The organism is Pedobacter deserti (assembly GCF_024436415.1).
In the GTDB taxonomy this organism is placed as follows: domain Bacteria; phylum Bacteroidota; class Bacteroidia; order Sphingobacteriales; family Sphingobacteriaceae; genus Pedobacter; species Pedobacter faecalis.
This window is the reverse complement of record NZ_JAFMZQ010000003.1, coordinates 82,435-103,883: the sequence shown is the minus strand read 5'-3', so window position 1 is coordinate 103,883 and position 21,449 is coordinate 82,435. Positions and strand designations below refer to the sequence as shown.

The following is a 21,449-nucleotide window of genomic DNA, read 5'->3' as shown; positions in this document are numbered from 1 at the left end:
TATTTCTAATAGAAAAGTATTTTTTAGAAATGTTATTGATTTTGAACCAATTGTATTAAGGCTAAGCTACTGTTACAACATTCTGCTATTCATTTTCCCAGCCTCCACCGAGTGCTTTGTAGAGATTCACTGTCGATTGCAGTCTTTGAAGGCGGTCGCTAACACTGCTTATTTGCGCGGTAAGCAAACTTTGCTCCGATGTTAACACATCCGTATAATTGGTAGCCGAACTATATCTGAGTAGCTCTTTTGTAAAATCTACTGCCTTAGTAAGAGCGGTAATCTGCTGATTTCTCAACAGCTCCTTTTGCAAAGCAGTTTCATAGGCGAATAGCGCATCAGACACCTCCCGTCCTGCTATCAACAAATTTTGCTGAAGATCATAGAAGGCTATCTGCTGCTGAGCCTGAGCAGTTTTCAAGCGGGCTTTGTTCTGGCCACGGGCGAATATAGGCTGTGTTATTCCTCCAATTAGATTATAGAAAATGGAGTTGTCAAAAAAATTCTTCAGTTCAAGTGTAGATAAGCCGCCGCTGGCAGTTAGCGTGAGTGAGGGATAAAAGAAAGTGCGTGCGGTGTTCGTGTTTTCAAAGGCGGCACGGAAAGCGAATTCTGCTGCCTGAATATCAGGACGGTTTTGCAGTAATTGTGCAGACACCCCGGTTTTCAGATCCTCATACAGCCTTTGCTCATCCAAACTCGTTCTTTCGATTGACTGCGGCGATTGCCCTATCAGCACACTAAGGGCATTCTCAGTCTCCCTGATATTTCTTTTAATATCCGGTATCGTTACTTGCGCCGCATACAAGTTGGCTTCGCTTTGTACTACAGCTGCCCCGTTTACAATAGCCCCTTCTTTCAGCGCCTTCATGGTTTCAACGTCGGCTTTTCGGATTTCAATAGTCTGTTCAGTTATGGTAAGCTGCTTGTCAAGCGCAAGTAACGAAAAGTAACCGTTAGCTATACTTGCTACCAATTGCGTTTGAACGGCCCGTCTGGCCGCTTCAGTCTGCAGTAAGGCGGCGTACGAAGATCTCTTAGCGCTGTTTAACTTCCCCCATATATCCGCCTCCCAACTCGTATTCAGTTGCAGTCTATAGGTTTGTGTTTCTGTGTTGATGTTGATTCCGGGGGGGAAGTTTAGTGCCGCCCTTGATTGTTTTGCGTCGGTAACCGAGGCGTCTGCTGACAAATTGGGTAGCATCGCCAAACTACTCTGGCGTAGATTAGCCTCCGCAATCCGTATGCGTTCTACTGCTCTTTTCAGATCGAAATTATTCTTGATGCCTTGATTTATCAGGTTTTGCAAGATTGGGTCGGTGAAAAGTGCTCGCCAAGGCAGTTTGGCAATGCTGGCAGTATCTTCTCCCGACGAGCCGCGATACAACCCGTTTTTGTTCAGCGACGGCAAGTCATATTTTTTTGTCACGCAACCACCAAGGCTGAGTAAGAAAAGTCCGGCAAGTAAGTAGTTTTTGAGACGGGGTATTTTCATCTTTTCTGATACGTTTCTGGAAGACCTAATGACGATGATCATCTTCATTCCGGTCATTAAATTCAATAGTTGTCTGATCAAACGGTTGTTTTCGGCTTATTTTCTCCTGCAGATGCTGAAATATGATAAACAGTGTAGGTATCACGAACACTCCGAAAATAGTACCTATAAGCATGCCCCCAACCGCTCCGGTTCCGATAGACTTATTCCCGGCTGCACCTACGCCTGTTGAAAGCATCAGCGGAAGCAAACCGAGAATAAATGCAAATGAGGTCATCAGAATCGGACGAAGCCGAGCCGTTGCGCCATCTATTGCAGCGCGCACTATGCTCATACCTCTTTTTCGCCTGTCTGCCGCGTACTCCACGATCAGGATAGCGTTTTTTGCCAGTAGCCCAACCAGCATGATCAGCGTGATTTGTGTGTATATGTTATTGTCAACCTTGAATATTTTATCGAAAATAAAAACTCCTGCTAAGCCGATTGGCAGAGAGATTAGTACAGCAAGCGGCAAAATATAACTCTCATATTGCGCACAAAGTAAGAAGTAGACAAACACCACACAAAGCAGGAAGATGAAGATTGTCTGACTACCGCCAGCCATCTCTTCCCTTGAAAGACCTGAGAATTCATAGCCGTAGCCGGCAGGAAGATGTTTTGCCGCCTCTTCCTGGACTGCTTTCAATGCGTCACCGGAACTATATCCCGGGTTTGGAGCACCAGTCACCGAGATGGATGTAAAAAGGTTAAATCGCGATATCGTCTGCGGTCCGTATACCCTGGTTAGAGTGATGAATTCGGAGATCGGGGCCATGTTTCCGGTCGCGTTTCGGACATATATACGATTCAATGATTGCTCATTATTTCTGTAGATGGCATCAGCCTGGTACATCACGCGGTACTGTTTGCCGAACTTGTTGAAGTTAGAGGCATAAACACCGCCGTAATAACCCTGCAGCGTGCTCAAGACGTCAGTTACACTAATTCCGGCCTGTTTTATTCTAGCTACATTTACGTCAATCTGATACTGCGGAAAATTTGGGTTAAAAGAGGTCGAGGCATACTGGATTTCTGGTCTTTGAGCCAGAGACGCCAGGAAGGAAGTGCCTACTGTGTTAAACTTGTTGATGTCACCGCCAGTCTTGTCCTGCAACTGGAATTCGAATCCTCCGCTTGTCCCAAAACCCTGGATGGTTGGGGGAGCAAAAAATATAATTTTAGCCCCTCTGATGTTTGCTGTCTTCGCAAACAACTCACCGATAATCTGTTTAACGTCTCGTTCCCTTTCGTTCCAGGGTTTAAGTCTAGATATTACCATGCCGTACGAACTACCACTTCCACTGATCATACTCCGACCCACAACCCGCAGTGAGCTTTTTATCTCGGGAATGGTATGAACAATGCTGTCAATTCGCGTGATAATCTCATCCGTGTGTTCCTGCGAAGTAGCTGCAGGTAAGGAGATGTCAGACATAATTGTACCTAAATCTTCATTAGGAACGAAGCCTTTAGGTGTGGTGTTCATAGCCCAGATCAGCATCACGACAAAGACTCCGATGCCGCCTAGCGCAATCCATTTCCTGCGGGCAAGATAGCTTACCGAACGCTTGTATCGGTTTGTCATCGTATCAAATGACGTATTAAAAGCAGTAAAGAATCGTTGCAGGAAATTACTCTTGCGATGATGATCTTCCTTGTGAGGCTTCAAAAGCAGTGCGCATAACGCCGGGCTCAATGTTAATGCATTCACCGCAGAAAGTATAATGGCAATCGCAAGCGTCAAGCCGAACTGTTTATAAAATACTCCAGACGACCCTTGGATAAAGCTTACAGGGACGAACACGGCGGCCATAACCAGCGTAATGGACACAATAGCACCTGTAATGTCCTCCATTGCATCAACCGTAGCCTTTCGGGCCGATTTATAGCCGCTGTCAAGTTTGGCGTGCACTGCTTCCACTACCACAATCGCATCATCCACTACAATACCGATTGCCAGCACCAGTGCAAACAGCGTCAGAAGATTGATGGTAAAACCGAAAAGATTTAGGAAAAAGAACGTACCAATAATTGCAACAGGAACACTTATGGCTGGAATAAGTGTCGACCTTAAATCCTGAAGAAAGACAAAAACCACAAGGAAAACGAGAATAAACGCTTCCACCAATGTGTGAATCACCTTTTCGATAGAAGCGTCGAGAAAGTCATTAATGTTAATAAGCGCGGTATAGTGAATGCCTGGCGGGAAGCTTGTCGAAGCATTTTCAAGCACCTTAAGCGATCCCTCAATAACCTCTTTAGCGTTTGATCCAGCTGTCTGGTTAATGGCAACACCCAGGGCGGGCTTACCGTTAAACCGTACGGAACTGGCGTAACTTTGCGCGCCCAATTCAATACGGGCCACATCACGCAATCTCAATACCTGACCATTATCCGCAGTACGGATAATGATATTGCTAAATTCCGTCTCAGTTTTTAGCCGGCCGGAGTACTTTAGTATATATTGAAAAGATTCATTTCCCTGTTCGCCTAGTTGTCCCGGCGCCGCTTCTACGTTTTGCTCGGCAAGTGCCGCACTGATGTCATTTGGAACGAGACCATAAGTAGCCATTACATCCGGTTTAAGCCAGATACGCATACTATAATCCATTAATCCAAAAGCACTTGCATCGCCGACACCATTGATCCGTTTTATTTGCGGTATAAGATTAATGTTTGCATAGTTCTGGAGAAATTTCTGGTCATAAGAATCATTGTCGCTGTATATCCCGAAGATAAGCACATTGCTGGCCTGTCTTTTGGCAGTCACCACTCCGGCCCTGGTTACTTCTGCGGGTAGCAGGCTCGCCGCTCGCGATACACGATTCTGCACGTTTACCGCTGCTAAATCAGGATTGGTTCCCAGTTTGAAATTGATCGTGATTGTTGCAGTCCCGTCATTTCCAGCGGTAGAGGTCATATAAGTCATATCCTCTACGCCATTAATCTGTTCCTCAAGCGGGATTACCACGCTGTTCATTACCACGTCGGCGTTTGCACCCTGATATGAAGCTGAAACCTGAACGGTAGGGGGGGCAATCTCTGGATATTGGGAAACAGGAAGGGTGATTAGGCCCAGTATGCCCAGAATTACGATGATAACAGATATAACCGTAGAAAGTACCGGTCGTTCAATAAATTTTCTAAACATAATTACTTCTAAATTCCGGTGTACACCACGTCCGAATTCTGCATCTCTGGTTTAATCTGAGCGCCGTTCTTAAGAGACTGGAAACCTTCCAGCACCAGGTGGTCGCCAGGTTTAAGTCCTTTTGTAACCACATAGAAGTCACCACTGGTAACCTCCATGATCTCGATTTCCGTTTGTGTTACAGTTCCCTTTGCATCTACCAGGTAAACGAACTTCTTACCCTGTAAATCCATAGTCGATTTCTGCGGAACCAATATGGCGTTTTCAAGATGCTTTGGAATGCGTACAGAGGCACTGGCGCCTGTTTTTAATAGCATTGCCTGGTTACTGAAAGTCGCCCTCAGACTGGCCGATCCGGTACCTGTGTTTATCAACCCGTTAATAGATTCAATTTTGCCGGTTTCAGGGAAAGTTGTTCCGTCTGCCAGGGTTAAGGTAACAGGGGGGATGCTTTTAATCTTGCTTTCAACACTCGTACCCTTAGTGTCGCGTGTAAAGTCCAGGAGCTGCTTCTCATTCATGGAGAAATAGGCATAGATTCTGGAAATATCTGAAACCGTTGTGAGAGGCTGACTATTTGAGGGACCTACAAGACTGCCTTCTTTAAATGGGATGCTCCCCACCACCCCGCTTACGGGGCTCAATATCTTTGTGTAACTTAAGTTTGTTTTTGCATTTGCCAACTCTGCTTTCGCCTGGGCCAGGGCTGCCCGTCTACTTTGTAGCGTGAGTTGCGCAGCTTCCAGATCATATTTACTTATGATATCTTTCTCAACCAGAGGCTTTGTCTTGTTAACCTGTAGTTGCGCCGCGTTAACGTCAGCCTCTGCACTGCTGATGGCTGCTCCGGCAGTTCGGACAATCTGTTCATATTGGGGCGCATTAATCGAGAAGAGTAACTGTCCTTTCTTGACTGTCGCGCCCTCGTCGATGTAAATCTTGTCGATAAAGCCGTCTACCTTGGCCCTGATATCCACATTTTGCACACCTTCCAGTGTAGCTGGATATTCTGTCTCTAAGGAAGTGGACTTCGCTTCCACAGAAAATACCGGATAGGAGGGGAGAGAACCAGCTTTCGCATCACCTTTGTCCTGACCGCTATTGCCGCAACTGGCCAAAAGTAGTAGCGCCGGAATACTCAGTGATAGACAGAAATTTAACTTTTTCATCAATTGCAGTTTTTGAGATTCTAAATTAGAACGCGAAATTATCTATAGACTGCTAGAGATAAACCATCGAAATGTAATGTTTAAACCGGTTGCGGCTGTGTAACTAAAGCTTTGCAAAAAAAAGCGGAAGTGATTAATACTACTTAGATATTAAACCGGAAAATGCTTGTGTACCTCTTCTAACGCAAATTCAAGCTGTTCTTTTTCAGTCATTGTGGTGTTGTCCAGAATAACAGCATCCTGAGCTCGTGTAAGCGGACTTTCTGCCCTCGTTGTATCTGCATAATCGCGGTGCGCAAGATTTTCAAATACCTCCTCCAGGGTAGTCTCCGTGTCGCCTTTGGCCTGCATTTCACGATACCTTCGTTCCGCTCTCACCTTTGGGTCGGCTGTCATAAAGAGCTTAAGTTGCGCATCTGGGAATACGGTGGTTCCAATATCACGCCCGTCCATCACAACATTCTTAAATTTCCCCATCCGCTGTTGCTGCTTCACCATTTCGTTTCGCACAGCTTTATGCGCTGAGACTTCGCTAACACTTTCAGAAACACGCATGCCGCGGATTTCTTCGGAAACGTCTTCTCCGTTCAACGAGATATGCGAATCATAATCCCGAGAATGAAAGTTGATCTCAATTTCCCCGAGCGCGTTCTGTACCTGTGCTAAGTCGGCAACGTCGACATTGTTCCTCAAAAAGAACAGTGTAACGGCACGGTACATCGCCCCGCTGTCGATATAAATAAAATTAAGCCGTTTTGCTAACGCCTTGGCTAAGGTGCTTTTACCGCAAGACGAATATCCATCAATAGCAATGATAAGGTTCGTTCTCATGCAAAATACTTCTAATTAAACCGGTATGAAGCAGACACAGCGCCATATTGGTGGGCCTTTGCCGTGCTTTCAATCTCCTTCGTTTTAAAGAAAACGCTGAAGTCAAACGTAAATCGCGGCGAATTATAGCTAAAACCCAGCTGCTGCGTAAATACCAGTGGTTTAACGTCAAAAACAACGGGGCTGTCATTATTAAAAATGCCACCTTGCACAGTGGCGTCGAATACCACGTAATTCAGCTGCGGTTTAGCATAAAAATATAACTCCCTATTTGTCAGTTTCGTTGTTCCGGATTCACCAACAACGGCATCGTTATAACCTGAATTAAACAATTGATTAATCCTACCGGCTCTAAAAACAATCGCTGCCGCTGCGTCATTACGGAGTGTGCCTGCATTTACATACCCATCCAGCAAAAAGTCGGTATGCTGATTCGCTGCCCTGTGCAGCAAACGGGTATACCGCGCAGCCAGATTGACAGTCGCTTCGTTACTGATCTGATAATCCCATCCTGATAAACGATAGAAGCCAATTGTCCGATGCAGAAGATCCTGTCCATCTTCTCCCAATGAGTTTGGTCCGATGGTGCCAACTTCCACTGATGCTTTTAAAGACGATTCTGCTGCATACAACCAGTGAAGAGCAGCTCCAGCGTATAGATAGCCAGCGAAAGGACGGTCATGTTTAGCCGGATCTGGCGCATATCCGGAAAACGGGTTATATATACGCTGTCCTGCCGTAATTTCAAAGACTTTCTTTTCTACGTTCTCAATCAGTTTTTCCGGATTCCCGGCGTGGCGATAATACAGAAATAGTCCATTGGTGTAATAACGGTCGGAGCCTTGTCCGAGGTAAGAATCATTTTCGCTGCGAAACCCGAACTCATTCCTGTAAGACTGGGAATAACAGTACGCCGCCTGTATCAGTAATAAAAAAACAGAGAACCCGGTTTTAATCATCATATTTTTTATTCCGTACACCCATCTTTATGGTAGGTTAATAGCAGGCTGGTCCAGCGCAATAATACTCAAATCCTGCGGATTTTTTACTTTCTCCTTAGTGAGGGCCAGATTAATTACCTCGCGCATATCCGTTACATATTGAAAATTCAGGTCTTTGATATAATCCTCTTTAATTTCCAAAATATCCTTGCGGTTAGAAACACATAAAATGACATCTTTTATGTTCGCGCGTTTTGCCGCCAGGATTTTCTCCTTGATACCACCAACGGGCAAAACCTTTCCTCTCAGCGTTATCTCGCCTGTCATAGCCAGGTTCGGTTTTACCTTACGCTGCGTAAAAGCAGAGGTAAGCGCAGTAAGCATGGTGATCCCGGCCGACGGGCCATCTTTCGGAGTTGCACCCGCCGGTACGTGCACATGTACGTCCCAGTGGTCAAACAACCTGTAGTCTATATCAAAAAGCCTGGCGTGTGCACGTAAGTAGGCTAAGGCTATGATGGCAGATTCTTTCATTACATCACCCAGGTTACCCGTTAAAGTGAGTTTACCTTTACCCGGGCTCAGGCTTGCTTCGATATACAAAATATCTCCGCCTACTTGTGTCCAGGCCAGGCCGGTCACCACCCCGGCTACTTCATTACCTTCGTAAAGGTCTTTATCGTAAACAGGCGCGCCTAAGATCCTTTCCACATCACTTATTGTCAGGGACGGCTCGTACTTCTCTTCCATAGCAATCTTTGTTGCAACCCCGCGAACAAGAGCGCCGATCTTCTTTTCCAGCCCACGGACACCCGACTCCCGGGTATAATCCTCAATAACCCGCTCAATAAGAGAATTTTTAAGGACGATATCCTTAGTCTGTATGCCGTGCTGCTCTTTCTGCTTAGGCAAAAGATATTTTTTTGCAATCTGCACTTTCTCTTCAATGGTATAGCCATTTACCTCAATGATCTCCATACGATCCAGTAATGCAGGCTGAATAGAGCTTAACGAGTTGGCCGTAGCGATAAACAAAACGTTAGACAGGTCATATTCAGTCTCGACGTAATGATCGTTAAACGCAGCATTTTGCTCAGGATCCAGAACCTCAAGCAATGCAGAAGAAGGGTCGCCCCGAAAGTCGGATCCAACCTTGTCTATTTCGTCCAGCACAAACACAGGATTAGCTGCTCCGGCCTTCTTTATCGACTGGATAATGCGTCCGGGCATCGCTCCGATATAGGTTTTCCTGTGGCCACGTATCTCCGCTTCATCACGCACGCCACCTAGTGCCATTCTCACATATTTTCTGTTAAGCGCTTTAGCGATAGACTTTCCCAGAGAAGTCTTTCCAACTCCCGGAGGGCCCACAAGGCAAATGATCGGCGCTTTCATATCCCGTTTCAATTTAAGTACCGCCAAATACTCTATAATTCTCTTCTTTACCTTTTCCAGCCCGAAATGATCTTTGTCCAGGATGCGCTGAGCCCGTTTCAAGTCGAAATTATCTTTGGTGAAGTCGTTCCAGGGCAAATCCAGCAATAATTCAAGATAATTTAAAGTGACCGAGTAATCCGGAGCGGCAGGATTCATCCGGCCTAGTTTTTCGAGCTCTTTATTAAAGTGTTGCCCCACTGGTGCAGCCCATTTCTTTTTCTTAGCCCGTGCCTGAAGGGCCTCAAACTCCAGATCTGATGAGTTTCCCCCAAGTTCCTCCTGTATGGTTTTTAGCTGCTGATTTAAAAAATAATCCCTTTGTTGCTTATCCAGATCAGTACGTACTTTTGATTGTATCTGATTTTTGAGTTCCAGCATCTGCAACTCAAGAGTAAGCAATTCCATAACCATGGTCGCACGTTCCCGAAGGTTGCCCATCTCAAGCATTTTCTGTTTGTCCGAAACATCGGCGTTCATATTGGAGGATATGAAATTGATCAGAAATGAAGTGCTTTCAATGTTTTTCAGCGCAATGCCCGCTTCGCTCGGAATATTAGGTGAAAGCTGAATGATCTGTGCGGACATTTCTTTAATCGATGCCACGAGCGCCTTAAACTCCTTGTCCTCCTTCGGCTTCGATTCCTGGAAGCGGCTGATGGTTACTTTTATATATGGTTCAAGTTGCACCGGTTCTACCAGGCGAAACCGTTGCTTGCCCTGAATGATTACTGTCGTATTGCCATCAGGCATTTGCAACATCTTTATAATGTGGGCTACGGTGCCCACCGTATTCAATTGCTCAAAGGTTGGATCTTCAATGGTTGTATCGCGCTGAGACACTACGCCAATCGTCCTGTCACCCTTGTAAGCTTCCCTGATAAGTTTTATAGATTTATCTCTCCCCACCGTGATAGGGATAACCACGCCGGGAAACAGCACGGTATTTCTCAAAGGCAGAATTGGTAAGATATCGGGCGTCTCCTCATTGTTCATGTCGTCTTCATCCTGTTGCGACATAAGGGGGAAAAATTCCGTATCTTCATTTATAATAGGTAATGCTTGGGAAAAGTCAAATTGGTCCAGTATGCTCATTAATGGGTCCTCTAAAATTTAAAAACGACATTGTGACAGCCCCGTCTTATTAAAACAGTAGTCTCCGCTGCCCATTACAGGATTTCAACTCCTATGCCAAAAAGGGGATACGTATAATTATCGGATAAAAAGTCAGCTATTAACTTATCGTCAGTCATAATTCCCTCCAATTGCCGTTATAACATTGAAGAGGCAAAGGAAAAGTCGCAAATAATTATAACTTTGCTTGTACATGTGGGATAGTTTTTAACATAAAAAGATGAATCATTTAAAACTGGCTGTGTTTATACTTCTGCTAAGTTCCAGCAGTGCTGCCCTCAGTCAAGCGAATAATTACGATAGATTAGCAATGCGCGCCATGTTGAAGGGCGACTATAAGGCAGCGGTAACGCAGCTGGAAAAGGCGGAGGCAAAAGACCCCAGCAATGCTAACATTTTAAAAATGCTTGGTTACTCGTATTATCAATGCGGCAACTTTGATCACGCCATATCCGCATATTCCCGGTTTATTAATGTGAAGCCAAGCGATTATTCCGCGTACTACTATCGTGGCAAAGCACGGCTAAACGTTGCAAACGACCCTAAAGAGTCCTCGAATCAATTGCGGGAAGGCTTCTATCTGGCGTCTATAAAAGATTTCAGCAAAGCAATAGAAATAAACGGAGAAGAAGATCCGCAACTTCTCCAAAACAGGGGACTTGCCTATAAGGACTATGCAATTTATAAGTCCTACAAGATCAAGCGGTCGTCCGACAAAGCAGGATGCCTTGCCTTGTTTAATAACTCAATTTCTGACTTTAATAAAATCCTCCTGATCCAGCCTCAACGTAAAGACATCGTTTCACTGGTAGATTACGTAAAGGCACAAATAGCCAGTTTAAAATAGCAATTATTCCGCTTTGCTTTTTTTTAAGGAGGCGCGAACCGTGTAAACTTTTTGTCCCAGCATGTTAATTTTTTGAACCCGTCTGATCTCATAGAGACTATCGGGGAAGAACCGCAGGCTGTCGTACGATGAATACAATATATTATCCGTTTTAAGTACTATAGAAATCGCATTTATCGCATTGTTTTCGAACGAAACTGAAAGCTCCTTAACCGGTATCTTTGTGTCTTCCGACACGTAAGAAACCTTATTCGTATCCTTAACTTCCCTAAACTTTCCCCTCCATGCAGCCTTATTGATGTCGGCATCGATGAAAGGGGCAAGCTCCTCTTCCCAATCTGTGATTTGCAATTCCTTTGTCTCATAGCTACCATCAATACCTACGGTTTTTTTGGCTCTCCGTACGGTTGATGATAATTGCCTGGCCTCTTTATGCAGATAACCCGCTAGGTCGAAATACTCGCCTCTTAATACCTCCTTCGGTTCGCTGGTACAAGCAGATAAGGTAACAATCAGTAAACAAAGTATTTTGGAAGCAGGCTTCATTAAACAAGACTCGTCCCGGTCATTACCTCAGGCTTGGCAATACCCATAATTTTCAGAACGGTGGGCGCGATGTCGCCTAATTTTCCGTCCGCAACTGAATGGTAATCATCATCAATTAAGATGCACGGCACCAAATTAGTAGTATGGGCGGTGTTTACAGAGCCATCCTCGTTAACCATAAATTCAGAATTGCCATGATCGGCTAAAATGATGAAAGAATACCCATGCGCAACGCCTGTTGTCACCACGCGCTCCATACAACGGTCTGCAGTTTCTACCGCCTTTACCACAGCCTCAAAAACACCTGTATGGCCTACCATATCCGGATTTGCAAAATTCAGACAAACGAAATCAGGCCAGCCAGTCACCAGCTCTAAGCAAATTGCATCAGCAATTCCATCTGCGCTCATCTCAGGTTGCAGGTCGTAGGTAGCCACCTTCGGAGAGGGGATAAGGATACGCTTCTCTCCGTCAAACTCTTTTTCACGTCCGCCCGAGAAAAAGAACGTAACGTGAGGATATTTTTCCGTTTCAGCAATGCGGATCTGCCGTTTTTGGTTTTGCTCCAAAACTTCGCCCAGTGTAAGCGAGAGGTCGTCTTTTCTAAAAATAACATTAACGTTCCTGAAGCTCTCATCGTAACTCGTCATCGTTACATAATGCAGCTTCATACAATGCATATCAAAGTCAAGATAATCTGTCTGACAAAGCGCCGAAGTAATTTCGCGGCCACGGTCTGTTCTGTAATTAAAACAAATTACCACATCGTCGGGCTGGATGGTGGCAACCGGACGCAAATCAGGTGCTGTTATAACTATTGGTTGTACAAATTCATCTGTTACGCCCTTTTCGTATGAGGCAGTAATAGCACCGAGCACGTCATTGGTGTGTTGGCCGATGCCCTTTGTAAGCATATCATAGGCAATACGGATTCGCTCCCAGCGGTTGTCCCGGTCCATCGCGAAGTAGCGACCCACTACACTGGCAAGTTTCGCGTTCGAATTCCTCTGAGACAAATGCTCGGAAAGATCCGTAACGAAGCCCTTTCCTGAGTTAGGGTCAGTATCTCTGCCATCCAGGAACGCATGGATAAAAACGTTTTCAAGATGCTGCTCGTCGGCAGCGTCACAAAGCGCTTTAAGATGGTTAATATGAGCATGTACTCCTCCATCTGACAACAAACCGATAAAATGAACAGCCTTGTTGTTTACCTTGGCATAATGGAATGCATCCAATAAAACCTCATTAGCGTGCAATGTTCTGTCGCTTATAGCCTTATTAATTCTGCCCAGTTCCTGGTACACAATTCTGCCTGCGCCCAAGTTCATATGACCTACTTCAGAATTACCCATCTGTCCTGCAGGCAAGCCAACCGCTTCTCCTGAGGCTTCCAATTTGGAATGAGGATATTTCTCCTGCAGACTGTCAAAGAACGGTGTATTTGCAACAAAAGCTGCGTCGGAATGATCTCTTTTTCCATATCCCCATCCATCCAGGATTAGAAGCACGACCTTTTTATTAGTATTCATTAGCACAAGTTTAGAATCTGTGGAATGGCAAATATAGGGCATAGATATGTTCTTTCGAAGCAAATTCGCAAGTTCGGACACCTGTGGCATAGTTTGTGTGCGAATTCTGACATTAGCTAATGATATGATCAAGTACCTTTTATCCATACTCCTGCTCTCTTACAGCGTTGTTTCAGGCAATGCGGTACAGGTCGATATTTTAGATAATCTATCGAATCAGCTCAAGGCGGGTAATTCCAAAGAGATCGCATCCTCATTTACCTCATCAGTGGAATTAAGCGTTATTGACGAAGAAGATGTGTATGCAAAAGCACAGGCAGAACAAATATTGAGAAGTTTCTTTTCTAAGCATCCTCCTGTCAAGGCAGCAGTTATACACCGCCTTGATACAAATCCTAATTACAGATACGGAGCTTTCTCGCTTGCAACAAAAAGCGGAAATTTCAGGGTATCTGTTACAATGAAGAAAATCGCCGCTTCGTTTTTTATCACCGAATTGCGAATTGAGGCCGAGAAGTAGTTCTAAAATGCTATTTTTGGAATAAATTTAAGTTTTGGATAAGCAAATCATAGATCAGTTCGTAAGACACGCTATTTCAGAAGATCAGGGAGATGGTGATCATACCTCACTAGCAACAATTCCGGGGAATACACAAGGCAGAGCAAAACTGCTTGTGAAAGAAAGTGGGGTCATAGCAGGAGTCGAACTCGCGCTAAGCATATTCCACGCAGTAGACGAGCAGTTGATCGTTGAAGCGTACGCTAAGGATGGAGACAAGGTTGCAGAAGGTGATGTTGTTCTGGTCGTTTCCGGAAATGTGCAGTCCATCTTACTTTCAGAACGGTTGGTGTTGAACTGCATGCAACGCATGAGCGGGATAGCAACCATAACCCGCGACCTCGTCAACCTTCTCGAACCCTACAAAACCAAGCTTTTAGATACGCGCAAAACGACGCCTGGATTCCGCTACTTCGAGAAGTGGGCAGTACGTATCGGAGGGGGTGTTAATCACCGTACGGGCTTATACGATATGATCCTCATCAAAGACAACCATGTTGATTTTGCCGGAGGTATCAAAAACGCAATTGAGTCGGCAAACGACTATTTAAGCAATCATAAAAAGCAACTGGAGGTCGAGATTGAGGTGAGAAACCTTATGGAGCTGTCGGAAGTTTTAGCGGCAGGCTCTGTAGACAGGATCATGTTAGACAACTTTAACTATGCCGACCTGACAGAGGCAGTTAACCTGATCGGCGGACGTTATATAACCGAAGCATCAGGTGGCATCACCAGAGACAACCTGGTGGCTTACGCCGCTTGTGGCGTCGATTATATATCCATGGGTGCGCTCACTCATTCTGTAAAAAGTCTTGACCTGAGTCTAAAAGCTTTTTAAGGATATGATATCGGTCTACTCGATTTTTGCGGTTCTGTTTGCCTATCTTTTAGGATCCATACCCACGGCAGTCTGGCTCGGACAGGCATTCTATGGCGTGGATGTAAGGGAATACGGAAGTGGGAATGCCGGGGCGACAAACACTTTCCGGGTACTGGGAAAAAAGGCAGGACTTGCCGTAATGATCATCGATATAGCTAAAGGTTTTACAGCAACCCAACTGGCTTATTTTATAGGGCTCTCTGTTACCGGGCCGCAAAACTCTTCACAGTTTATCAATTACCAGCTGGCACTTGGCGTCACCGCTGTTATGGGCCATCTTTTTCCTGTTTTCGCCGGGTTTAGGGGTGGTAAGGGCGTTGCCACGCTTTTTGGAATGATTTTGGCAGTAAACTTCCAGGCGGCTATGCTTTGTGTTCTTGTCTTTGTTGTCGTGTTGCTGGTTACGAAGTACGTATCACTAAGCTCCATATGTGCAGGGTTTACATTCCCTTTAAGCATTGTATTTATTCTGCATTCTTCTATAAAGTCGGAAGTTTTATATGGGATGTGTGTCTGCATACTGGTCCTGGTTACCCACCAGAAAAATCTCGAACGGCTGCTTAAAGGCAAGGAATCGAAAGTATACCTCTTTAAAAAAGGAAAAATTTAATTCTAAATCATGAGAAGGATATTACTTACAGGATCAGTTGCGGTTGCGCTGGCCCTATCATCTTGTTCTACGGTACCCTTGACTGGCAGAAGCAGGTTAAACCTGGTGAGTAACGATCAGGTGTTGCCAATGGCATTTCAAGCTTACAGCGAGTTTCTTACAGAAAACAAAAGTGCGGTTTTGCCCAGTAATAACGCTCAGGCGCAGCGGGTTAAGAATGTAGGCAACAAGCTAATTGCTTCTGTGAAGAATTATATGAACAACAACAATTACGGAGACCTGATTGCCGACTATAAGTGGGAAGTGAATGTTGTTCAGAGTAAGGAGCTGAACGCATGGTGCATGCCCGGCGGAAAAATTGTGGTTTATACCGGAATACTGCCTGTCACGCAGGATGATGCTGGCCTGGCAACGGTTTTAGGGCATGAAATCGCTCACGCAATAGCAGGCCACAGCGCCGAACGTATGTCTCAGGAAATGGTGTCGCAGGGCATAGGTGTCGCCGGAAACGTGGCCTTGTCTAGAAATCCACGCAGTCAATCTGTTTTTAACACCCTGTACGGCGTTGGAGCTCCAATTGCGATGTTAAAATACTCGCGAAATCAGGAATTGGAGGCAGACAGATTAGGTCTCATATTTATGGCAATGGCAGGATACAATCCGCAAAATGCCACATCCTTCTGGCAAAGAATGTCCAGCGCCTCACAGGGAAGCCAGAAACCACCTGAGTTTTTAAGTACACACCCGAGTGATGCTACACGTATTGCTCAAATCCAGCGAGCTCTACCAGAGGCACAACGATATTACAACTCTACAACAGGGAAACCTATCCGATAGATTCAAGACCGCTGTTCACAGCGGTTTTTTTGTTGTTAAGCACAGCCATGATCGCAGAGGCCTTCAAAAGGCATTCTTCGTATTCGTTCTCAGCGACAGCAGTATGCGTTATTGCGCTGCCAACCTGAAAAGAGACATAATGTTTAGTTTCGTTGTACAAAATACTTCTGATCACCACATTAAAATCGAAGTTTCCAGAGGGAGTAAAATACCCTAGCGCGCCGGAATAAGCACCTCGCTTACTGCGTTCATATTCTTCAGACAATTTCAAGGCACTTACTTTTGGCGCGCCGGTCATCGAGCCCATTGGAAAAGCATTTTTAATCACGTCGATCAGATCCACTTCAGCATCCCTTTCGCAGGTCACCGTGGAAATCATTTGATAAACCTGCGGGAAAGCATAGATGCCAAAGAGTTCCTCTACCTTAACTGTGCCTTTCTTGGCAGATTTGGTCAAATCGTTTCTTACCAGGTCAACAATCATCACGTTTTCGGTCTGCTCTTTCATGTCCGTCTTTAATCGTTCCCGGATGAGTTGATCCGCATCGGCGTTAGATCCGCGTGGTGCTGTTCCTTTAATTGGCTGTGAGATCAAGCGTTCGCCATGCTTACAGATAAACCTTTCCGGACTGGCGCAAAGTATATATTTGTCGTTCATTTTTAGGAAGCCCGAAAATGGAGTGGGGGATATTGCTTTAAGTTGCTGGTACACCCCGGCAGGGTCAAGGTATGCCTGATTAGCAAAGAACTCCTGGCAAAAGTTGATTTCATATATATCACCACGCGATATATGGTTTTTCAGCTTGCTCACAATTTCAAGGTACGCCTGCTTGGAAATTCTTTGCTGAAATTGTATTGCGACATCAGGCGTCTGGAACGTTTCCTGTCTGTCAATTTCTTTGAGAATGTGCGTTTCTCCGATTACGACTTCAATCTTCGTCCCACAAGCGATAATCAGATATTCGGGAACGAAAAAAAACAAGTCAGGAAATTCAAGACCGTCTATATTTTCGGACCGAAGGCGTTCGGTTTCGTTTTTAAGGTCGTACCCAAACAGGCCGAACATCCAAGGCTTATCTTTGCTGTAGAAATGCTTTAACGTGTCAAAAGCATTGCCTGCCTGCGCCTCAACACTTCGGGCTGCTCCGGCGGCAAGCATAAACTCATAATGTCCAAATCTATCGTCATAGCCGTTAGAGTCCAGGCAGCAGCAAACGTCAAAATTCGACGCCCATTGCAGCGCTTTTCGTTTAAACAGCAGAAAATCCTCTGGATCCATCCGATTAATAAGCATGTGATAAATAATAAAAGCGGCATAGCCGCTCTTTATCACTTATGTCAATTGCAGTGTCTGTTTCCGGTCAGGCCCTACAGAAAGGAAGCGGATCGGTACCGCAAGCTCGCGCTCCAGGTAGCTGATATATTCCGACAATCTGCCAGGAATTTCATTTGCAGATGTAATGCCCGTCACATCAGTTTTCCAACCCTCAATTTCCTTCAATACAGGTGTTGGTTTAATCGAGGTAATGTCATACGGCATATAGTCAATGATCTGTCCGTCATGCTCATAATGCGTACAAACATAGATTTTCTCAAAGCCGTCCAGAACGTCCGCCTTCATCATGATCAATTCCGTCACACCATTCAGCATGATTGCGTATTTCAGCGCCGGCAAATCAATCCACCCGCAACGGCGTGCTCTTCCCGTAGTTGCACCGAACTCGTGGCCTACGCTACGTAAGGTTTCACCGGTTTCATCGTCAAGCTCAGTTGGAAAAGGGCCTCCACCTACCCGGGTACAATATGCCTTAAAAATACCGTAAACATGACCAATACTGGTTGGGGCAATTCCAAGACCTGTGCAGGCCCCTGCGGTAGTTGTGTTAGAAGAAGTTACAAAGGGATATGATCCAAAGTCAACATCAAGCAAAGTACCTTGAGCACCTTCCGCCAATACTGTTTTGCCCTCTCTCAAGTAACCATTTACGTAATGCTCGCTGTCTACATGCGGTATCTGCTTAATAAATTCGATCGCTTCAAAAAAAGCAGCTTCCTTTTCAGTAAGGTCATATTGGAAATCATAGTGAGCAAGCATTTCTTTATGCTTCTCCACAAGCCTGTCATAACGCTCCCTGAAATCCGGAAGCGTAGTGTCACCAACACGAAGCCCGTTCCTTCCGGTTTTATCCATATAAGTCGGGCCTATGCCTTTTAAAGTAGAGCCTATCTTGTTTTTTCCCATCTTCTGCTCATTAGCTGCATCAAGAAGCTGATGAGTAGGCAATATAAGATGCGCTTTCCGCGCAATTACAAGTTTACCTTTAGCTACAGGGTCGTGTCCGGCATCTTTAAGTTTGTCCAGTTCCTTCTTTAAAATAATGGGATCAATAACAACGCCGTTGCCGATCAGGTTCATGGTTTTTTCATTGAAGATACCAGAAGGTATGGTATTCAATACAAATTTTTTACCATCAAATTCCAGCGTATGGCCAGCATTTGGTCCACCTTGGAAACGAGCGATCAAATCATATTGCGGACTTAACACATCAACAATCTTACCTTTGCCTTCGTCGCCCCATTGCAGGCCAAGAAGCACATCTACTTGCGTCATTACTTAAATTTAAAAACTAGGATATATATAATTGGATAGTTTAACTTGCATTTTTCACGTCAGCATTCTGGATATTCATCGCGGCCTTTGCTGAACAATCGAAACAAATACCATACAGGTTAAGCGAATGGTGCTTTATATCAAATTTTAACAAATCGCCAACCATAGTTTGGATCTGGTGGATCCTTGGGTCACAGAATTCAACCACTTTGCCACAATCGATGCATATGATATGGTCATGCTGGTGATATCCATACGACTTTTCAAACTGCGCCATGTTTTTGCCAAACTGATGCTTGGTCACCAGGTCACACGATACGAGCAATTCGAGGGTATTATAAACAGTTGCCCTGCTCACACGATATTTTTGGTTTTTCATGTGTATATACAAGGTCTCTACGTCGAAGTGATCATCTCTCGAATAAATTTCTTCCAGGATAGCAAAACGTTCAGGCGTTTTCCTAAGGCTTTTATTCTCGAGGTAAGCTTCAAATATTTTTCTTACCAGCTCGCTGTTATGGTTTGTAGACATAAATTTCAACTCCTTCAAAGGTACCACTTTTTATATAAAACGCTAATATTTGTCCGGAATTTTAGGCGTCAAATCGCGTAACTCCCGTTACCCCTTTTACACGTAACAGGTTTTCGATCAGGTTATCCAGGTGTTCCTTGTCATGCACAAACACCATGATCGAACCGTCAAATATCCCGTTATCTGTATCCACCGTTATAGACCGCATATTGACTTTAAAATCGTTCGAAATTACTTTGGTGATGTTATTGATCAGCCCCACATCATCAATACCAATAATATGCAGTCCGGTCAGGAAAGTCAGTTCCTGCTGCTTGTTCCATTTCGCCTTCACAACCCTGTAGCCATAATTCGACATCAGCTGTGCTGCATTCGGGCAACTTGTCCTATGAATTTTAATCCCCTCGTTAACCGTCACAAAGCCAAATACGTCATCACCCGGAATTGGGTTACAGCAAGCCGCAAGGGTATAGTCAATTTTTTGCAGGTCTTCGCCAATCAGTAAGGTGTCAGACTCCGGGCTTTTAACCTTGCTTAATATCGTTTCAATCTGCTGCTGCTCCGTTTTCTCCGTTACCCGGCTTTCAAGTTCCTTTTCGCTCGCCTGGTACTCGCGCAAATCCTTAACCTCTATCTTTCCGTTTGCAACAGCGATAAATAAGTCCTGTGTGGAGGGTAACTTAAAAAAGTAGGCAATCTTGTTCAGGTTATCCGTGCTGTAAGTGATTTTGAGCGACTTTAACTTCCGTTCAAGGATCTCTTTGCCCGTTTCTGCAATCTTACGCTTCTCTTCTTTCAGTGACGACTTGATCTTCGACTTCGCTTTGGCCGTCACCACAATACTCAGCCAATCTTCCTTCGGCATCTGTTTGCCTGAAGTGATAATTTCCACCTGATCGCCGTTCTGCAATTTATAGGAGAGAGGAACCAGTTTGTGGTTCACTTTCGCGCCAATACACTTTGCGCCAACATCAGTATGTATTTCAAACGCAAAATCCAGTGCGGTGGCCCCCAGCGGGAGCTGAATCAGCGCCCCCTTAGGCGTGAAGATGAATATCTCATCAGAAAAGAGGTTCATCTTGAAATCATCAAGGAAATCCAGGGCGTTCGACTCCGGATTGTTCAGCATCTCCCGTACCTTCATGATCCACTGGTCAAGCCCATTGTCATTACTCGATTCCTTGTATTTCCAATGGGCAGCAAAACCCTTCTCGGCAATCTCGTTCATCCGTTTTGTACGAATCTGAATCTCCACCCACTGCCCCTTCGGGCCCATTACCGTGGTATGAAGAGATTCATATCCATTCCCTTTGGGCGACGATACCCAGTCGCGCAGCCGGTCAGGATTGGGCCGGTATAGATCCGTTACAATAGAATAAGCCTTCCAGCAGTCGGCCTTTTCACTTTCCGGAGCGCTATCCAGAATAATACGTATCGCAAAAAGATCGTACACCTCGTCGAAAGGAATATTCTTGCTTTTCATTTTGTTCCAGATCGAATGAATAGACTTCGGGCGGCCATACACGTCGGCCACCAATCCCTGTTCAGCCAGAATCTCATTGATCGGTTCCACAAAACGCTTTATGAAAAGCGCCCTTTCTGCCTTTTTCTCATTGAGCTGAGTCGCTATATATTTGTAAGTGTCAGGTTCCAGGTATTTCATGGACAAGTCCTCCAACTCCGACTTAATCGCATACAAACCCAATCGGTGCGCTAATGGCGCGTACAAATAAATCGTTTCCGAGGCAATCTTCAGCTGCTTCTGCCGGGGCATAAAGTCCATCGTACGCATGTTATGCAACCTGTCAGCCAGCTTGATCAGAATAACGCGCACGTCGTCAGCAAGCGTAAGAAGCATCTTCCGGAAATTCTCAGCCTGAAGCGAACTGTTGTAATCGAACACCCCGGAAATCTTGGTGAGGCCATCAATGATCTTCGCCGTTTTCTTGCCAAACTCCCGCTCAATATCCTCCAGCGTTATATCCGTATCCTCAACAACATCGTGCAGCAAAGCGCAAACGATAGAAGTGGTGCCCAGTCCAATCTCTTCCGCGGCAATTTGTGCCACGGCAATAGGATGATAGATATAAGGCTCGCCAGACTTCCTGCGCATGTTTTTATGGCTTTCAAGGGCCATATCAAATGCTTTTCTGATCTCCTTTTTATCTCCCCGCTGCAATGTAGGTTTGCAGGCGCGCAGCAATGCCCGGTATCTCTTTAATATCTCCTGTTTTTCCGCTTCCAGATCTATCACCAAGGCGTTCTTCATCAATCTTTATTTCCTTTCATAAACTAAATTTAACC

At 45.1% G+C, this 21,449-nt stretch carries 17 protein-coding genes; 5 read left to right on the top strand and 12 right to left on the bottom strand.

Annotated features, from left to right (window positions below; genetic code table 11):
- Positions 1–85 precede the first annotated feature (85 nt).
- The 6 genes from J3P40_RS17670 to lon form a co-directional block, all read right to left on the bottom strand.
- Positions 86–1,543 carry an efflux transporter outer membrane subunit gene (locus J3P40_RS17670; RefSeq protein ID WP_256007602.1) on the bottom strand — a complete coding sequence of 486 codons (1,458 nt, stop codon included), beginning with the start codon at positions 1,541–1,543 and terminating at the stop codon, positions 86–88.
- A complete protein-coding gene (locus J3P40_RS17665; protein WP_256007601.1) occupies positions 1,521–4,685 on the bottom strand; it encodes an efflux RND transporter permease subunit in 3,165 nt (1,054 codons plus the stop codon). Before J3P40_RS17665 ends, J3P40_RS17670 begins: the two co-directional genes overlap by 23 nt.
- Positions 4,686–4,693: 8 nt before the next feature.
- Positions 4,694–5,854 carry an efflux RND transporter periplasmic adaptor subunit gene (locus J3P40_RS17660; RefSeq protein ID WP_256007600.1) on the bottom strand — a complete coding sequence of 387 codons (1,161 nt, stop codon included), beginning with the start codon at positions 5,852–5,854 and terminating at the stop codon, positions 4,694–4,696.
- 150 nt (positions 5,855–6,004) lie between these two features.
- Entirely contained in the window at positions 6,005–6,685 is a 681-nt protein-coding gene (gene cmk / locus J3P40_RS17655) for a (d)CMP kinase (RefSeq protein WP_256007599.1), read from the bottom strand.
- Between the two features lie 11 nt (positions 6,686–6,696).
- A complete protein-coding gene (locus tag J3P40_RS17650; RefSeq protein ID WP_256007598.1) occupies positions 6,697–7,647 on the bottom strand; it encodes a lipid A deacylase LpxR family protein in 951 nt (316 codons plus the stop codon).
- Between the two features lie 24 nt (positions 7,648–7,671).
- Positions 7,672–10,155 (bottom strand): endopeptidase La, encoded by a 2,484-nt coding sequence (gene lon / locus J3P40_RS17645; protein WP_256007597.1) that lies wholly within the window; start codon positions 10,153–10,155, stop codon positions 7,672–7,674.
- A gap of 259 nt (positions 10,156–10,414) precedes the next feature.
- Here lon and J3P40_RS17640 point away from each other — a divergent pair, with 259 nt between their 5' ends.
- Positions 10,415–11,041 (top strand): tetratricopeptide repeat protein, encoded by a 627-nt coding sequence (locus tag J3P40_RS17640; RefSeq protein WP_256007596.1) that lies wholly within the window; start codon positions 10,415–10,417, stop codon positions 11,039–11,041.
- A 3-nt stretch (positions 11,042–11,044) separates the two neighbouring features.
- Here the strand turns inward: J3P40_RS17640 and J3P40_RS17635 are convergent, their stop codons facing one another.
- Both J3P40_RS17635 and gpmI read right to left on the bottom strand, forming a co-directional pair.
- Positions 11,045–11,587, bottom strand: coding sequence for a hypothetical protein (locus J3P40_RS17635; RefSeq protein WP_256007595.1), 543 nt, complete (start codon positions 11,585–11,587; stop codon positions 11,045–11,047).
- A complete protein-coding gene (gene gpmI / locus J3P40_RS17630) occupies positions 11,587–13,116 on the bottom strand; it encodes a 2,3-bisphosphoglycerate-independent phosphoglycerate mutase (RefSeq protein ID WP_256007594.1) in 1,530 nt (509 codons plus the stop codon). The genes J3P40_RS17635 and gpmI overlap by 1 nt, the downstream gene beginning before the upstream one ends.
- A 124-nt stretch (positions 13,117–13,240) precedes the next feature.
- Between gpmI and J3P40_RS17625 the strand changes: the two genes are divergently transcribed.
- Genes J3P40_RS17625 through J3P40_RS17610 form a run of 4 tightly spaced genes read left to right on the top strand, consistent with a single transcriptional unit; the run spans position 13,241 to position 16,002 of the window.
- Positions 13,241–13,636: a DUF4783 domain-containing protein gene (locus tag J3P40_RS17625; protein WP_256007593.1), complete on the top strand. Its 396-nt coding sequence runs from the start codon at positions 13,241–13,243 to the stop codon at positions 13,634–13,636.
- Between the two features lie 34 nt (positions 13,637–13,670).
- Complete coding sequence (gene nadC / locus J3P40_RS17620) at positions 13,671–14,513, top strand: carboxylating nicotinate-nucleotide diphosphorylase (protein WP_256007592.1); 843 nt, start codon at positions 13,671–13,673, stop codon at positions 14,511–14,513.
- 4 nt (positions 14,514–14,517) lie between these two features.
- Positions 14,518–15,165, top strand: a complete 648-nt coding sequence (plsY, locus tag J3P40_RS17615) for a glycerol-3-phosphate 1-O-acyltransferase PlsY (protein WP_256007591.1) — start codon at positions 14,518–14,520, stop codon at positions 15,163–15,165.
- Positions 15,166–15,174: 9 nt separating this feature from the next.
- Positions 15,175–16,002, top strand: a complete 828-nt coding sequence (locus tag J3P40_RS17610) for a M48 family metallopeptidase (protein ID WP_256007590.1) — start codon at positions 15,175–15,177, stop codon at positions 16,000–16,002.
- Here J3P40_RS17610 and J3P40_RS17605 read toward each other — a convergent pair.
- The 4 genes from J3P40_RS17605 to J3P40_RS17590 form a co-directional block, all read right to left on the bottom strand.
- Positions 15,992–17,296: an anthranilate synthase component I family protein gene (locus tag J3P40_RS17605; RefSeq protein WP_256007589.1), complete on the bottom strand. Its 1,305-nt coding sequence runs from the start codon at positions 17,294–17,296 to the stop codon at positions 15,992–15,994. The genes J3P40_RS17610 and J3P40_RS17605 overlap by 11 nt on opposite strands.
- 39 nt (positions 17,297–17,335) lie before the next feature.
- Positions 17,336–18,613, bottom strand: a complete 1,278-nt coding sequence (locus tag J3P40_RS17600) for an adenylosuccinate synthase (protein WP_256007588.1) — start codon at positions 18,611–18,613, stop codon at positions 17,336–17,338.
- Between the two features lie 40 nt (positions 18,614–18,653).
- Complete coding sequence (locus tag J3P40_RS17595; protein WP_256007587.1) at positions 18,654–19,145, bottom strand: Fur family transcriptional regulator; 492 nt, start codon at positions 19,143–19,145, stop codon at positions 18,654–18,656.
- 61 nt (positions 19,146–19,206) lie between these two features.
- Positions 19,207–21,414 (bottom strand): RelA/SpoT family protein, encoded by a 2,208-nt coding sequence (locus J3P40_RS17590; protein ID WP_256007586.1) that lies wholly within the window; start codon positions 21,412–21,414, stop codon positions 19,207–19,209.
- Positions 21,415–21,449: the final 35 nt, after the last annotated feature.

What these genes read in the sequence shown, in the direction of transcription:
- J3P40_RS17670 (WP_256007602.1), bottom strand. Translation starts at nt 1,543, where the DNA reads ATGAAGATGATCATCGTCATTAGGTCTTCCAGAAACGTATCAGAAAAG.
- J3P40_RS17665 (WP_256007601.1), bottom strand. Translation starts at nt 4,685, where the DNA reads ATGTTTAGAAAATTTATTGAACGACCGGTACTTTCTACGGTTATATCT.
- J3P40_RS17660 (WP_256007600.1), bottom strand. Translation starts at nt 5,854, where the DNA reads ATGAAAAAGTTAAATTTCTGTCTATCACTGAGTATTCCGGCGCTACTA.
- cmk (WP_256007599.1), bottom strand. Translation starts at nt 6,685, where the DNA reads ATGAGAACGAACCTTATCATTGCTATTGATGGATATTCGTCTTGCGGT.
- J3P40_RS17650 (WP_256007598.1), bottom strand. Translation starts at nt 7,647, where the DNA reads ATGATGATTAAAACCGGGTTCTCTGTTTTTTTATTACTGATACAGGCG.
- lon (WP_256007597.1), bottom strand. Translation starts at nt 10,155, where the DNA reads ATGAGCATACTGGACCAATTTGACTTTTCCCAAGCATTACCTATTATA.
- J3P40_RS17640 (WP_256007596.1), top strand. Translation starts at nt 10,415, where the DNA reads ATGAATCATTTAAAACTGGCTGTGTTTATACTTCTGCTAAGTTCCAGC.
- J3P40_RS17635 (WP_256007595.1), bottom strand. Translation starts at nt 11,587, where the DNA reads ATGAAGCCTGCTTCCAAAATACTTTGTTTACTGATTGTTACCTTATCT.
- gpmI (WP_256007594.1), bottom strand. Translation starts at nt 13,116, where the DNA reads ATGAATACTAATAAAAAGGTCGTGCTTCTAATCCTGGATGGATGGGGA.
- J3P40_RS17625 (WP_256007593.1), top strand. Translation starts at nt 13,241, where the DNA reads ATGATCAAGTACCTTTTATCCATACTCCTGCTCTCTTACAGCGTTGTT.
- plsY (WP_256007591.1), top strand. Translation starts at nt 14,518, where the DNA reads ATGATATCGGTCTACTCGATTTTTGCGGTTCTGTTTGCCTATCTTTTA.
- J3P40_RS17610 (WP_256007590.1), top strand. Translation starts at nt 15,175, where the DNA reads ATGAGAAGGATATTACTTACAGGATCAGTTGCGGTTGCGCTGGCCCTA.
- J3P40_RS17605 (WP_256007589.1), bottom strand. Translation starts at nt 17,296, where the DNA reads ATGCTTATTAATCGGATGGATCCAGAGGATTTTCTGCTGTTTAAACGA.
- J3P40_RS17600 (WP_256007588.1), bottom strand. Translation starts at nt 18,613, where the DNA reads ATGACGCAAGTAGATGTGCTTCTTGGCCTGCAATGGGGCGACGAAGGC.
- J3P40_RS17595 (WP_256007587.1), bottom strand. Translation starts at nt 19,145, where the DNA reads ATGTCTACAAACCATAACAGCGAGCTGGTAAGAAAAATATTTGAAGCT.
- J3P40_RS17590 (WP_256007586.1), bottom strand. Translation starts at nt 21,414, where the DNA reads ATGAAGAACGCCTTGGTGATAGATCTGGAAGCGGAAAAACAGGAGATA.